This is a genomic window from Seleniivibrio woodruffii, from assembly GCF_004339245.1.
In the GTDB taxonomy this organism is placed as follows: domain Bacteria; phylum Chrysiogenota; class Deferribacteres; order Deferribacterales; family Geovibrionaceae; genus Seleniivibrio; species Seleniivibrio woodruffii.
This window is the reverse complement of record NZ_SMGG01000003.1, coordinates 892,481-906,414: the sequence shown is the minus strand read 5'-3', so window position 1 is coordinate 906,414 and position 13,934 is coordinate 892,481. Positions and strand designations below refer to the sequence as shown.

The following is a 13,934-nucleotide window of genomic DNA, read 5'->3' as shown; positions in this document are numbered from 1 at the left end:
CTCATAAAGCATACTATATACTGAAACCATCATCAACGATAATATTCTGTCCGTTAATATACTGACTCATTTCGCTAAGCAAAAATACAAGTGCCCCGCTGATATCGGTTTTGTCAAGCATCCCTTTATTAAGGCATACATTCTTATAAGCACTCAAAAAAGACTCTGGCTGTCCATCCTGTATTCCGCCAGGACTGAGGGCGTTGACACGAATATTCATTCCTCTGAAATATTTTGCCATATACTGGGTCAGCATTAGAAGACCAGATTTTATCGCTGCATACTCAACAGGCATTGTCATTGGTGTGTTATCGTAAATCTCAAATTTTGGAGCAATAACTCCATAGATTGACGATATGTTAACAATATTACCATATCCCTGCTTTTTAAAGTATTGCGAAAATTTCTGGCAGGCAAGAAAATATCCACCAAGATTCATGGAAACATTCTCACAGAAATCACTGTATTCAACATCAAAAAAATGCCTGCCGTAATTCTTATTTCTTGGATAGGCACTGTTAACAAGTCCATCTATGCGTTTAAACTTGCTATCAACACTGTCTATCAATTTTTCAAGAGATTCGACAGAACTTATATCGAGGTTTACGAAAAAGATACGATCGATATTATATTTCTCTGCAATTGAAGATACAGCCGCATTTCCAACCTCATCGTTCACGTCCGCAATAACTGCATATCCTCCGTTTTCAATAACGGCTGAAGCGAATTCTATGCCTAGTCTGCCTGCACCGCCAGTTATAACAATTACCTTATCTTTAAGCATTTTTCTTCCTCAGCAAAAATTCGACAAACTCAAAATCTAAGTGAGTATCAATATCTATGGATCTTTCCTCAGGCATAACATACAGTCCGGTATTACCCAGAAACAAAGTAGTGCTGTTCAGCAACACATCTCTTTTCCATATATAGATGGATGCGTTCATATCAAAGCACTCAGGAGCATCCTGCCTCCTGACAACATGAGAATCTGTTCTGTTTACAAGTACCGCACTGCCATTTTCATCAAGTTTCACCATGTTGAAATATGGGGACCTACGGGCTGGCATTGCAGTTATAAGATTCAAATTACCATTGCTGGCAAAACTATCGAATGCATTCTTAATGTCTTCAACATCTCTAAGGGGGGAAGTGCAATCCAAATCTACAACAATGTCATAAACCGTGTTGTGCCGATTTTCCATTTCATTTACGGTATATATTATGGCAGGCAGCTTCGCACTGGTATCAGTTGCCAACTCAGATGGCCTAATCACGGTGTCTATTCCATTTATCTCTGAAGCAACATTAAGAATTTCTTCTGAATCACTATTGACCACAATATGGGTAAACAACCCTGAAGCAATCGCCTGTTCTATCGTATAGTGAATAAGAGGTTTGCCGAGAATAGATTTAATATTCTTGTTTTTTACGCCTTTGGAGCCTCCGCGAGCAAGAATAGTACACAATATTTTCATTGCCATACCTGTTTAAGATTATTTTTTCTGACATTATCGAATATCGATGCAATATCTAATCCATCTGCGTAATCCGCACAATGGTTGTCCTTTTTTTCAATTATTGACTCATGCATCGCAGTATAAGTTGTATTTCTATCGATTTCAGGGAAATGCATAATTTCAGTTTCACCGCTTCTTGTAGTCAAGGTTATTGTTTTGCCTATGATGTCCGCCACAATGGTTGCTTCTTCGGTATTAATCTCGATTACTCTGGCTGCTTTTTTTGATATATAATCCATATTCAGTGAAAAAAGCACTCCACCTTCCGTCCTCCCTATCATTGAAAAATAATCGTCCGAAGTAATTTCAAGATCTGATATTTTGTCGTTGTAAGCGTTGAAAGAAACGATACGTCCGAAAAGAAACCTGATAATATCAATATCGTGACTGCAATCCATCATTATGCCGCCACCTTCCTCTTTTTTAGCACTGTAAGAGTCACGGTAGTCGGTTCCCGGACGCCATGAAGGTAAATACTGACCAACATAACTGCGTACAAACAAAACTTTCCCGTATATGCCCAGTAATTCCCTGCACTTCATCACAACCGGATGAAAACGCAGATTATAACCGACATACACGTGATTTTTAAGGCTTACCATACTCCTTGATCTTTCAAACAGTGGTTTCTCGCAGAGAATGATTTTATCTTCAACTGAGTTATTGATATGACAGAGATCTTCAAAATGTTCGCAGGTTTTTGATGCTATAACAAAATAACCGTATTCATTTATATCGGTGACTTCCGCTAAAGATCCGTATGATTTATCAAGGCCAGTTTCCCTTCTGCTGACAACTCCGACATTCCCGCTGCCGATAAGACCGCAAAGGATATCATAATGTCTTTTTCCAATGGAACCGAAACCGATAATAAGCGCTTTCAAAAGTCCTCCCATAAGTTGTATCCGGCTGTTAAAGCTGGATTTTTGAAACTGCCTTGCGATATTCAGCCCATTCGCCGATATCGGTCCATGATTCTTCACTTATGGGATAAATTCCGACCTTAAATCCGCTCTCTTTCACTTTGTCAAGAAACTGAGTTGCATCAAAATATGTATCTTCCGGAATAAGTTCGAGCATCTCTTTATTTATAACATACATACCGGTGTTAACCAGAAAATCATATTCCGGCTTTTCTTTCATACGCACCAGTTCACCATTCTGTATCTCACATACGCCGTAAGGAATTTTATACTGTTTCAGAGATGCAACCATGGTCACATGGTTTCCGAGCTGTCTGTGGCTCGCAAGTATATCGTGATAATCAGCGTCTATCAGTATATCGCAGTTGGTGAGAATGAGTTCCTTTTCAATCTTTCCAGCTAGCTGCCGAACAGCACCTATTGTTCCTAGGGGCTTATTCTCAGTAATATATGTAATGGTATACGGCGGATTGAGCTCTTCAAAATATGCTTTTATTATAACTGCCTTATGGTTTATAGACATATAAAAACTACAAACATTAAAATCCAGAAACTTATCAATGATATGCTCAAGAATCGTCTTATCGTTCACAGGTATCAGAGGTTTAGGAAGCACCTTTGTGAACGGTTCAAGTCTCGTTCCTTTTCCACCGGCCATGATGACAACATCGGCATCAAGTTTATCATTAACATTTCTCTTCATATTAGCGAAGAGCTTATCCCAGATAAGAAACTCTTTGATCTCTTTTGTTTTTGATACAACCGGAACATATAATATTTTTCTTCGGTATATCTCGTCTTTTACGTCTTCAATATTATAAGGCACTGTAGCAAAGAAAGTTTCTTTAAAACAAACCTCGCCGACCGTCGCACTGAGCTGTCCGTCTCGCAGTATCCAGCGACGTATATCGCCGTCACTCAAAGAACCGAGCAACACATTCCCGTTTTCAACGACAAAAAGTATCTTCAAAGATGTTTCATCAAGTTTTCTCATCGCATCTTTTACAGTTGCAGAAGAGTCAATGATCAGTTTTGCAAAATCATTAAGCATAAGTTTTCCTTGAATATCCTCAACTAAATCCTATAACCTTTTTTAAGATAATAACATCTCTCCGATATTGAACTCAAGATCATAAAACTTTTTTGCAAGGATACTACTTAAATCAGTTTTCTTTATTATATTGATTATATTCCGACTCGCGCATTCTTCACCATAAGGATTGGCAACATTCTTCAATTTAAGCTGAAACTCTTCTGAATAAAGAGTATTTATAGCATTCAGTATGTCGTGTTTTTCAGATTTACAGTCTAACACGCTCTCCGCTTTTATGCGTCCTCTCTGCCTGTCGCCTATATTAATTGTACCTATTTTAAATGAAGGAGCTTCGATTAAACCACTTGAACTGTTGCCCACCACAGCATCAACAAACTGCAATGCACTAAGATATCTGAGTTGCCCTAAAGAGTTAAAAGCAACCGATATATCACTGTGCTTAGCTGTGTATTCATCGATCAGCCAGTTAATTATCCTTCCATCGGTATCGCTGTTTGCTTTTGTAAATATGGTATGTGTGTTTTCCAGGCAGCTGATTGCCTCAAGAAGTTCAAGAAATTGGTTTTCAGCCGTGGACTGTTCCAGAGTCACCGGATGGAACGTAACAAGCAAGTTTTTGTCTGTCAGCCTGAAATCTATCGACTTTTCAAACTCTTCTTTTGAAAGCAGTTTAAGTCGCTTGATGTTTTCGATGCCCATTCCGCCGACACAAAACACCCTTTCAGGAGATTCACCAAGTTGAATAACTCTTTTTCTGTAGGCCTCTGTAGCCGTAAAATGCAAGTGACTCATCTTTGTTATGCTGTGTCTGATAGCCTCATCAATGACACCTTCGGTAGATTCGCCTCCATGCAGATGGGCTATAGGGATTCTGGCAGGGACAGCTGCTGCTGCCGCACTGAAAATTTCAAACCTGTCTCCCAATACGATAAGGATATCCGGTCTGAGTTCTTCATATGCCTCACAAAAGGAAACCATTGCCAAGCCCATAGATTTCGAGATCCCAACAGGTGTATCAGAAGACAGAAGAATTTCTATCTTCTTGTTAATTTTAAATTCTTTTTCAACATCCATATATGTGAGACCAAACTCAGGACTCATATGCATGCCTGTCACAATAACCTGAAGCTCAAGTTCAGGGTCTTCCACTATTCCTTTCATGAGCCAGTAGAGAAGACCATATTCAGCTCTTGTGCCTGTGACCACACAGACTTTTTTCCGACTCATATCAGCTCGTCCTGCATATAGTCTTTACCGGCCTCAGAACCGATGACTTCGTCCCATCTCATAGGGCTGATGCCCCCTCCGGGACGCTTAACAGTCACATTATCATACGACAGAGTATCACCTTTTTTTATATTGCATGATGCAACAATACTCTTTCTTGCAACCAATTTATTCTTTATCTCGCTCCGGCTGGGTCTCTTTATTCCATCCCCAATGGCGAGTTCAATATTCCGTATCGCCTTAACCATCGCACAAAGTTCGTCCGGTTCAAGGCTGGCTTTATGGTCAGGTCCTTCCATCATTCTATCCAGAGTAAAGTGCTTTTCTATGACATCTGCTCCAAGTGCTGCGGCAGCAACAGGAATTTCAATCCCTTTCGTGTGATCCGAATAACCAATGCTGACATTGAACGCATTCTTTATCGTCAGCATAGCTCTGAGGTTGACCTCATCAAGAGGGCACGGGTATTCAGTGGTGGCATGTAAAACAGTTATATTATCTTTTTCAGTTCCGGCATCTATAAGAATATTGAGAGCATCCTCTATCTCGCCGAGATCAGCCATTCCTGTGGAGAGAATTACTTTTTTCTTCAGGCTACCTATGTGTCTTAAATAGGGTAAATTTGTGATCTCCCCGCTGGGTACCTTGAATATTTCAAGCCCCATCCCACTGAGCAATTCTATACTGTCATGATCAAAAGGAGTTGAAAGAAACATAATATTTCTGTTAACGCAATGCTCCATAAGCTTAAAATGCGATTCCTTATCAAGTTCCAGTTTTTTGATCATATCATACTGTGATTCATCCGAGCCAGTTGCCGCTTTCTGATAATCAGCTTTATCGGCAGTTCTGCTTACAATCTTTTCAGCTTTAAAAGTCTGAAATTTAACCGCATCAGCCCCGGCTTCCACGGCAGCATCAATAAGTTTTTTTGCTGTCTCAATATCGCCGTTATGGTTTACACCCGCTTCAGCAATTATAAATATGCTCATTTAAAAACACTCCCTGTCTGAACAAAGGCTCCAGAAGGTATTACAAAACTCTTCCGGACTTCACCCGAGCCTCGCACTGCTCGGAATATTGACGACCCTCTCTTCAAGATATTCGGAATTCTTAAGATCGGCGGAAAAACAGTCGGAAAACATGCTGAGTTTATTCATAAGCCGCCATATTGGGCGTGTCATCACACCATTTGAGTTAGAATATTCAAGAAAATTGTCACGCTCTTTTAATCCTGATAAAATCACTGCATTCAGCCAGTAATTAGAATTCGCACAATCAGGTTCTTTAAAAAACTCAATATTTGAAGTCTCAAAGAACCTTCTGTATATATCTGCAAGTTCCCGCTTATTTTTGAGAAAGCCATCAACCTGTTCAAGCTGTGCACACAACAGAGCAGCATTCAAATTAGGCATACGATAGTTAAATCCGACCTCATCGTGAACATATTCCCACTTATGAGGCTGTTTTGCAGTTGTTGTTATATGCTTAGCACGTCTTGCCAGGAGCTCGTCATCAGTAACGATCACCCCGCCCCCGCCGGACGTAATGATTTTATTGCCGTTAAAGCTGAAAACACCTAAGATGCCGAATGTGCCGGTGTGCCTGCCTTTATATGTGCTCCCAAGGCTTTCCGCAGCATCTTCTATGACAGGGATATGCCACTCAGCGCAGATCTCACATATCTTATCTATCCTGCAAGGATGACCAAAAGTATGCATAGGCACACAAGCTTTTATAACTTTGCCTGTCGCACTGTTAACACATTTACCACCGACAAGGCTGCAATTTGCATTAAGAAAATCTGAAAGCGACTCAGGACTCATTCCAAGAGTATCTAAATCCACATCAATAAAAACCGGTGATGCTCCGCAATAGCTTATAGCATTTGCCGTAGCTATGAAAGTTAACGGCTGTGTAAGCACTTCATCTCCGGAGTTTACTCCAACAACTTTTAAAGCAGTATGAAGAGCACATGTCCCGTTAACTGCGGCCACAGAATAGCCGGAACCGGTGTATTCCGCAAAATCCTTTTCAAGCCTGTCGACATATTTCCCGACACTTGAAACAAACGTGGAATCAATGCAGTCATTCAGATATTTTTTCTCATTCCCGCTGAATCTGGGTTCATGCAGAGGAACAAAACTGTCACCAAAAAGATTTTTTATAAAGTTTGTTATCTCAGCAAAATCAGCCATTACATTTTCCCGTCTAAATACTTTTCGGTCTCAATGTGTTTAAATTCGGGAATGGTTTTATTGAATAAATCAACAATCTCTCTTTTTGTCCAGCTTCCACGTGCAAGCATTGAGTTTATTGAATTCCTAAAATTGTCAATGACCGCCTCATCGTAAATACAGTCATTCTTAATAATACCTAGGTTATTAAACCGCTCCATATCAAGAATTTCATTATCTGTATAAAATTCTTCAAAATCTTTTTCTCCGGAGGTGTCGCTGGTGGTAAACAAACACGGCCATTTCTTTTTATCTATCAACTCCAGAACTTTCGATCTGGCCTCCTCCTCGGTTGAGCACAGATATGGTTCGTAACCTATCATTGAAAGGTACTTAACCGCTATTTCAGCAAAAGTTATCAGATGGAGTTTTTCACTAAGTTTAGGAAAGAAGATATCTCTGTTCTCTCCAAGCAGGCAGCTCATAAGGCAAAGTTCGCCCGATTCTTTAGGCGTTACAAAATACCTTTTAATATCATTTGGAGCAGCGATGGGCTGACGCTTCTGAATCCTTTGATTAAAAGCAAACATCAGGGAGCCGTCTGAAAATGCAACATTGGCAAATCTGGCAGTGGAAATGGGAATTTCAGTGCTGAGCCTCATCAGGAACATCTCCATTATCCTTTTGGAAGCACCCATCATATTAACAGGATTAGCAGCCTTATCCGTTGAAACGCAAAAATACTTCTTAGAACCGTTGTTAACTGAATCCATCACGGTCTTCTCCGTATTGGATACGTTAGTGCGTATAAGCCTCATTAGGGTATATGGGTCTTTTTCGCTTCTGACGTGTTTCAGGGCAGATAGGTTAAGAACATAGTCATATTTGCCGTCGCTCCTGATAAAAGCATCATATTCCGCAGCACCTGCGTCTAAAGCAAAAGTGCGAAAATCACCGTTTATATATCCGAAAGAGCTTCTTATATCCCGAACCAGCTCCGCAAGATTATTCTCACTTATATCCACGACATGAAGTTTTAAAGGATTGCGTTTGAATATCTCTTTAACTACAGCCTGACCGATTGAGCCTGCGCCTCCAATTACAAGAAACGTAGAATTAGCGACGATTTCTTGCAACTCATTTTCAAACCGAGATATATCGTCTGTAAAAAGTTCTTCTTTTCTTCCTATCAGTTCAAGTATCTGTTCTGACATCTTTTGAATACTCCACGGAAAGCCTTCTCGCCATCCTTTATGCTTTCGATTTTCTCAGCGTCTCATACCAGACAACGCCGACAATGGACAAAACCATGCTGGCAAAAAATGCTATTATACATATCTGCGCTCTTTTTGGTCCAACCTTATCTAAAGCATCAGGAAGGGACGGCGCAGAAATTATGCTGAAGCCATAGTATTTGTCTGCATTTGCTAATACTTTGCTTTGAATGAGATTTGCAACAAGGTCACTGAGCTTTGATTTTAAAGTTATATCCTTCGTAAGGTCTATTTCTGATTTATAGTTTGCGATCCTTTCGTCAACATTTTCAAGCTGTTTTAACCGGAGAACTTCGCTGGCATCTTTCAGAAGAAGGGAAAGAACATTGTTAGCAATGGCAGGATTTTTATTCTGAAATGAAATAGTAATATACTTTGTTGTCTGATCTTCAAACAAACTCGTATTCTTTTTCATCAGATTTGACAGGTAAAATTTTTCATTTGATTTAAACTCTTCCGTATCCAGAAATGCAGTCTCCTCGATCAGTTTTTTTGTAAGGTTATTCTTTTTAATAAAACCTGCCAAAAAATCTCTGTCGTTAAGCAGAACACTGAGATCTCCGAAGACAGAACCACCGGAGCTGACACTGACGCCGGCAATACTTGCCAAAGTGCCTAAACCGTTTAATGAGGGAGAAGAGGCACTCTCCACAGGCTTTAAAACTGCAGTGGAGGCATACATATTGTCCTGAGTGACGACATATATAACTGTCGCCAGAGAAACGAGAAAAACAAGTCCGGCAATAAGAAATTTACGTTTCCAGATTATGGATACCAATGTTAACATATCTATCTCATTCTCTTCAATTCTGCTATTTTCTGTGTTCATCACTCGCACCGCCAATTCATTGTGATAATAATTCCAATAATATCAGTTGTCAATAAAAGGGACACCGCAATGTTCAATTTACCTTTTATGCATAAATACTTTATGCAACTGCAACAATACAGAAGGCAAGATAGACTTAAAACTGTTATGCCTCAAAAAAGTCCATATCTGCACTTATTCTATCAATATTTAGCTTAATCAGATAACTGAATGACAATTATCCTGTAATTCAAGTAAAAGCTGAGTTATCGGCACATACGGTGTGACTGCTGAAAGATGGGATTTCCTGCACATAATGCGCCTTGCGGAAAATGATTTAACAATATCCCGTACAAACTGAAGTCATGAAAACCCATTTACAAAACTACCTTTGCAGGGGGATCTGTCCATTCCCATTATAATTTGAAATATCAGACTGCTGATTTACCATGGGTAAATTTTGGCTCTGTGCCGGAAAAGTTCCGGGCATCTGTTCTTTATTTTTTTCGTTTTTAAACGAATTAATCCTTGAATATATAATACCCTGCCTGCAACTCTCAAAGAGTTCATCATCGTTACAATAGGTAACTTCCAACTGCCCGACAATAGAGTCACGGTCTCTGTTGTCGCCTGTAACATTTGCAAAATATTTAACACAGCCGTTAGACTGATTACCAGTGAAAACATCCATAATGTAATTCACATTATTAACCTTTTTATATACGCTGATAATTGGAGGACAGGTATTGCTGGACAAACGGAGACTGATATTGTCAAAGATATTATATCTGGATTCCTTAACACTTTCAGAAAAATACAGCAGAACAGATTCTTTTCCTGCGCCTCTCTCTTTAAGTCCAAGAGAAATACAGCCGGAATACGAATCACAGCTCATGGCTGAGCTCGTATTATTTTCAGCTTCGCTGTTCCCATTCTGAGCATATCCAATCCCAAAAAGACCAAAAAATGCTATTGCAACAAATGTTAATATTAAGAATGTATGATTCATTTTCATAAAACACCTTATAGATTCGTCAGAACGCCGGCTGTAACGGCAATCTGCATCATGATCTGCGTTATATCCTTGATATTTCTCATCCATGGAACTCTATTGTAGTTATCGGGAACCATTATGATATCCCCGGGATCAAGGGGGTTGGTTTTGCTGAAGAATGAGAACTCCCACCTGTCGTTCTGAGGCGACCACGCAAGAGTTTCGCTGTTGGCTTTCTGCGCAGTTCCGTCGGACTTCATTATGAAGATATTCTTTTTATCCGCCTGAGAGAGCAGTCCGCCCGTCAGCTTGATATAATCTTCCCAGTCCATTTTAGAGTTATAAACAAATGCGCCGGGGCTGAGCACCGAACCTGAAACAACCACAGTTGAAGGCGCTTTGGGAATATAAAGCTCATCACCGTTCTCAAGATCCAGATCGTTTGAGCTTCCTTTCAGCAGTCTGGGGTGGGAAAGTTTAAGAACAACCCTTCCGTCGGCCTTCAGATTCCTCATTGATTTTATGAACTCATCTTTTGTCTTAAGCATGAGCTCGGAAGAGTCGATGCTTGTGGTTGTGCTGGCAGTCATGGCCTCTACATTGGCATTAACAAGTATCTCTCTTTCAAGATTCCTGATCATTTTATCCAGCATTTTCTGTTTTTCCACCCTGACACGGACTCTACTGAACGCCGCACCCTTCAGATAGGCAAAATCAGTGAATCCGCCCGCTCTCTCTATGATGGATGAAAGCTTCTCGCCCTTTTTGATGGGGTATCTGCCGGGAAATTTGACCTCTCCGCTGAGAGTTACATAGTCCATTTTGTTATATTCCGAGATGTCTCTTACAACCAGTCTGTCACCGGCCATAAGGCTGAATTTGGCTATTTCGTCTTTATTGACGGAGATGAACTCCTGCTCAACTCCGCCATCTGCTATTTCTTTTCTGATCAGTTCAATGGCATCGTAATATGCACTGTCTTTGAGTCCGCCGGCCATAGTAATAAGCTGTCCGGCAGTGAGGTTGTCCGCATACTGATAAGTTCCGGGATCAAAAACTGCACCCTCAATGTTTACATATCTTTTAACCTCTTTAGTCACCTGTTTGACTATAACTTTGTCACCCTGCTTGAGAGTATAAGCAACTTTCGGATCGGAAAGGTTTTTGAGATCGAGGCTGAAGACTTCGCTTCCTGAGGTGTCAGTGTTCTTCCTGTAAATAAGAATTGAGTAGCGGATGTTTTTCTTATCCGGACTTACGGCTTTATCCAGAAGTTCCCTGAGGGACATCCCCTTGTGGAAGAAAAACTCGCCCGGGTTCATAATATCGCCGCTTATTTCGATATAGTTCAGCATAGCCGACTCATATATTCCGTGAACAACTATGAATCCCTGAAGAGGAGCTTTGGCAGACATCGATTTGTTGATGTCCATATATTCGGAAGAGTAACTTCCGTTAAGATAACTTATTATTTCTATAGCACTTTTATCAGAGTTGGCTGTAAGCCCCCCTGCTTTAACAATCATTTCATAGACTGTTGCATTGTTCTTGGCTGCATAGTCTCCGGGAGAAACCACCTCGCCTGAAACATCAATATGAATATTCTCCATTGCGGTATATTTGCCCACAACGACTATTTCATCATAGGCCTGCAGTGCGATGTCGTAGGCCGAATGTTTGCTCTCCATTATTCTGTCCAGACTGAAAGGCACAATGACAGTTTCGCTGGTTTTAACATCTTTTCTGACGATGTATGATGCGGACATTTCAGTATCCGGAAGAAGGTAGCTGACACTCTTAATGATATCTGAAATTCTCATACCTTTCCTGAACTCATAGTTTCCGGGATATACAACATTTCCTGTGAGTTTAACGGAATTAAGATTTTTATCGTTAAGACCGTAGATGGTAATTTTATCGCCGTCCTCAACTCTGAATGAGGCATCACGTCCTTTGCTGATATCAAGGCTTTTAACGGTATATTTCAGATCGGTCTTGTTGACTCTGGTAACAACAACGTTGTTGGAAACCGCATTTGAGGCAAGCCCTCCTGCGAGGCGTATAACGTCGTTTACGGTGTTTTCGTTTCTTATGTCGTAATAGGCTTCATTCTTTATCGCACCTTCAACCAGCACCCTTTTTGTGGTCCTGGGGACGAATATTACGTCATTGGGCATCAGCTTCTGAATTTTCGGCCTGTAGGATCCTTTATTGATAAGTTCGTAGTAGTCTATGGTTTCTACAGTTCTGCCGTTTCTTATGATGGCCACCCTGCGGATGTCGGCAAAATCCTTAACTCCGCCTGCGTTCACAATGGCCTGAGTAACGTTTCCGAATACGTTCATGATGTAGTATCCGGGTTTGTTCACCCCGCCTGAAACGAGAACTTTGACCGTCTTTGTATTGCTTATAACAAGGCTGGCGGAAACTCCCTCCATGCCCTGCACCATTTTTTCAACTATTGTTTTCGCCTGTCCGTATGTTTGGCCGCCGAGAACTATCTTCCCGAGTGTTTCCGAGAAAGCCTCGCCGGAACGGTCGAGAACAAGCTCCTCTGTCTTAGCAGTCCTTCCCCAGAACTGGAGCCTGACAGTATCGCCCGAACCCAGAACATAGTCGTCGGGCACGTTTACATTCTGATCCGCAACAAACTGATTTGAACTGCCGGAAGCAGTATCAGATGTTCCGAACATATCGTGTCCGTATATTAAAACCTCTTTAGGCTGTTTGATAACATTAGGGGTGGTGTTGCCCGTCTGAACATTCTGAAGATTGTTCTGAGGGGTATTTCCTGTCTGACCGGTGTTCTGAAGATTCCTGTCCTGAACGTTCGACTGTCTGTCGGTAATCCCCAGTTTATCTTTCTGCGCATTGATTATCTGGTTGAAAAGAGCTTCGTCTGCTAGTGACGCCGCACTGGCACAAACGGAAACGGCCAGCAAAAGCAAAAGGAATATTTTTTTCATTCTCCACGCCTTTATCAGTTTAGTTGAGCAATACTACCATAAATTGTAACTACAGTAAATTTGAGAATTACATAAAGAGCTTTCTGACCCAGAAAGTCTCTTTCAGACCCAGACGCCACTTGCCGTCTTCTCTGAACATTTTTAAAATGGAAGGAGTTTCGGATTCTTTATATAAAATTACTATCTCGAAATAGTTCTTTTTGGACACACCCAGACTCCACTCTGAATCCCTTAGTACGATGTCGGGATTGAAAGCTTTCACAAAAGTGCTCCAGTATGAAACACATATTGAGCCGCAGGTGTTAAATTCGTTCGTAAGAAAAACTTTGTCACTCTCGGCGGCATAACCGGCCTTTTTAAGTGAATCTGAGACCTCCTGAACAATGTTCTTCTGAGATTCTTTTGTCAGGCCGTCCCATGCTTTAATATATTCTCCGGATTTCAGATTGACAAAAAAAGCCTCACAGCTTTCAAGGGGCTCATATTCGTTGGCAAATGCCATATGAAAAGAAAAAATGATTAGAAAAGAAAAAATGAATATTTTCATGATAAAAAAAGGGAGTCCCGAAAGACTCCCGCATTTTTTTGATCTTAGTTGCCGTGGTGAGCTGTACTTGAAGAGCTTGAAGATGCTGCTACTGCTGCACCCACTGCCGCTGCTGCCGCAACTCCTGCTGCTATCGCACCTGCTGTGATTCCGCCGACTGCTGCTGCACTTGCTGCTGCCGCACCTGCTGCTGCACCGCCTGCACCTGCTGCACCTGCACCTGCCGCTCCGGCTCCTGCGCCCGCTCCGCTTGCTCCAGCTCCTGCACCTGCTCCGCCTGCTGAGCTGCCAGCACCTGCTCCTGATCCGCCTGCTGCCTGAGCAACAACTATTTCAGCAGCAAAAACTGCTGCGGGAAGAGCGATTATCATAACCAATGCTAAAAACTTTTTCATATTGCACCTCTTTAAACTATAGTATTAGCCAATGCCGTTATTTCATATTTAT

Annotated in this window: 13 protein-coding genes; all 13 read right to left on the bottom strand. The window is 41.2% G+C overall.

Features of this window, described 5'->3' with window-relative positions:
- Positions 1-13: 13 nt before the first annotated feature.
- Positions 14-784 (bottom strand): oxidoreductase, encoded by a 771-nt coding sequence (locus C8D98_RS04325; protein WP_132872346.1) that lies wholly within the window; start codon positions 782-784, stop codon positions 14-16.
- Complete coding sequence (locus tag C8D98_RS04320) at positions 777-1,481, bottom strand: acylneuraminate cytidylyltransferase family protein (protein ID WP_243640906.1); 705 nt, start codon at positions 1,479-1,481, stop codon at positions 777-779. Before C8D98_RS04320 ends, C8D98_RS04325 begins: the two co-directional genes overlap by 8 nt.
- The gene (locus C8D98_RS04315) at positions 1,472-2,401 is read right to left on the bottom strand and encodes a Gfo/Idh/MocA family protein (RefSeq protein WP_132872344.1); all 930 of its coding nucleotides are present in this window, start codon (positions 2,399-2,401) and stop codon (positions 1,472-1,474) included. Before C8D98_RS04315 ends, C8D98_RS04320 begins: the two co-directional genes overlap by 10 nt.
- A gap of 28 nt (positions 2,402-2,429) precedes the next feature.
- Positions 2,430-3,491 carry a sugar phosphate nucleotidyltransferase gene (locus C8D98_RS04310; protein ID WP_132872343.1) on the bottom strand — a complete coding sequence of 354 codons (1,062 nt, stop codon included), beginning with the start codon at positions 3,489-3,491 and terminating at the stop codon, positions 2,430-2,432.
- Between the two features lie 42 nt (positions 3,492-3,533).
- Positions 3,534-4,721: a UDP-N-acetylglucosamine 2-epimerase gene (gene neuC / locus C8D98_RS04305; RefSeq protein WP_132872342.1), complete on the bottom strand. Its 1,188-nt coding sequence runs from the start codon at positions 4,719-4,721 to the stop codon at positions 3,534-3,536.
- On the bottom strand, positions 4,718-5,713 hold the full coding sequence (gene neuB / locus C8D98_RS04300; protein ID WP_132872340.1) for an N-acetylneuraminate synthase: 996 nt from the start codon (positions 5,711-5,713) through the stop codon (positions 4,718-4,720). Before neuB ends, neuC begins: the two co-directional genes overlap by 4 nt.
- A gap of 60 nt (positions 5,714-5,773) precedes the next feature.
- Positions 5,774-6,919: a LegC family aminotransferase gene (locus C8D98_RS04295; RefSeq protein WP_132872338.1), complete on the bottom strand. Its 1,146-nt coding sequence runs from the start codon at positions 6,917-6,919 to the stop codon at positions 5,774-5,776.
- Positions 6,919-8,112: a UDP-N-acetylglucosamine 4,6-dehydratase gene (locus C8D98_RS04290; protein WP_132872337.1), complete on the bottom strand. Its 1,194-nt coding sequence runs from the start codon at positions 8,110-8,112 to the stop codon at positions 6,919-6,921. Before C8D98_RS04290 ends, C8D98_RS04295 begins: the two co-directional genes overlap by 1 nt.
- A 37-nt stretch (positions 8,113-8,149) precedes the next feature.
- The gene (locus tag C8D98_RS04285) at positions 8,150-9,001 is read right to left on the bottom strand and encodes a Wzz/FepE/Etk N-terminal domain-containing protein (RefSeq protein ID WP_132872335.1); all 852 of its coding nucleotides are present in this window, start codon (positions 8,999-9,001) and stop codon (positions 8,150-8,152) included.
- A 364-nt stretch (positions 9,002-9,365) separates the two neighbouring features.
- Entirely contained in the window at positions 9,366-9,989 is a 624-nt protein-coding gene (locus tag C8D98_RS04280; protein ID WP_132872333.1) for a hypothetical protein, read from the bottom strand.
- A gap of 14 nt (positions 9,990-10,003) precedes the next feature.
- On the bottom strand, positions 10,004-12,940 hold the full coding sequence (locus C8D98_RS04275; RefSeq protein WP_132872332.1) for an SLBB domain-containing protein: 2,937 nt from the start codon (positions 12,938-12,940) through the stop codon (positions 10,004-10,006).
- Positions 12,941-13,007: 67 nt separating this feature from the next.
- Complete coding sequence (locus C8D98_RS04270) at positions 13,008-13,442, bottom strand: hypothetical protein (RefSeq protein ID WP_132872331.1); 435 nt, start codon at positions 13,440-13,442, stop codon at positions 13,008-13,010.
- 89 nt (positions 13,443-13,531) lie between these two features.
- Entirely contained in the window at positions 13,532-13,882 is a 351-nt protein-coding gene (locus C8D98_RS13790; RefSeq protein WP_186434586.1) for a hypothetical protein, read from the bottom strand.
- Positions 13,883-13,934 lie beyond the last annotated feature (52 nt).

Coding starts and splice junctions, on each gene's coding strand:
- C8D98_RS04325 (WP_132872346.1), bottom strand. CDS start 784: ATGCTTAAAGATAAGGTAATTGTTATAACTGGCGGTGCAGGCAGACTA.
- C8D98_RS04320 (WP_243640906.1), bottom strand. CDS start 1,481: ATGGCAATGAAAATATTGTGTACTATTCTTGCTCGCGGAGGCTCCAAA.
- C8D98_RS04310 (WP_132872343.1), bottom strand. CDS start 3,491: ATGCTTAATGATTTTGCAAAACTGATCATTGACTCTTCTGCAACTGTA.
- neuC (WP_132872342.1), bottom strand. CDS start 4,721: ATGAGTCGGAAAAAAGTCTGTGTGGTCACAGGCACAAGAGCTGAATAT.
- neuB (WP_132872340.1), bottom strand. CDS start 5,713: ATGAGCATATTTATAATTGCTGAAGCGGGTGTAAACCATAACGGCGAT.
- C8D98_RS04295 (WP_132872338.1), bottom strand. CDS start 6,919: ATGGCTGATTTTGCTGAGATAACAAACTTTATAAAAAATCTTTTTGGT.
- C8D98_RS04290 (WP_132872337.1), bottom strand. CDS start 8,112: ATGTCAGAACAGATACTTGAACTGATAGGAAGAAAAGAAGAACTTTTT.
- C8D98_RS04285 (WP_132872335.1), bottom strand. CDS start 9,001: ATGAACACAGAAAATAGCAGAATTGAAGAGAATGAGATAGATATGTTA.
- C8D98_RS04280 (WP_132872333.1), bottom strand. CDS start 9,989: ATGAATCATACATTCTTAATATTAACATTTGTTGCAATAGCATTTTTT.
- C8D98_RS04275 (WP_132872332.1), bottom strand. CDS start 12,940: ATGAAAAAAATATTCCTTTTGCTTTTGCTGGCCGTTTCCGTTTGTGCC.
- C8D98_RS04270 (WP_132872331.1), bottom strand. CDS start 13,442: ATGGCATTTGCCAACGAATATGAGCCCCTTGAAAGCTGTGAGGCTTTT.
- C8D98_RS13790 (WP_186434586.1), bottom strand. CDS start 13,882: ATGAAAAAGTTTTTAGCATTGGTTATGATAATCGCTCTTCCCGCAGCA.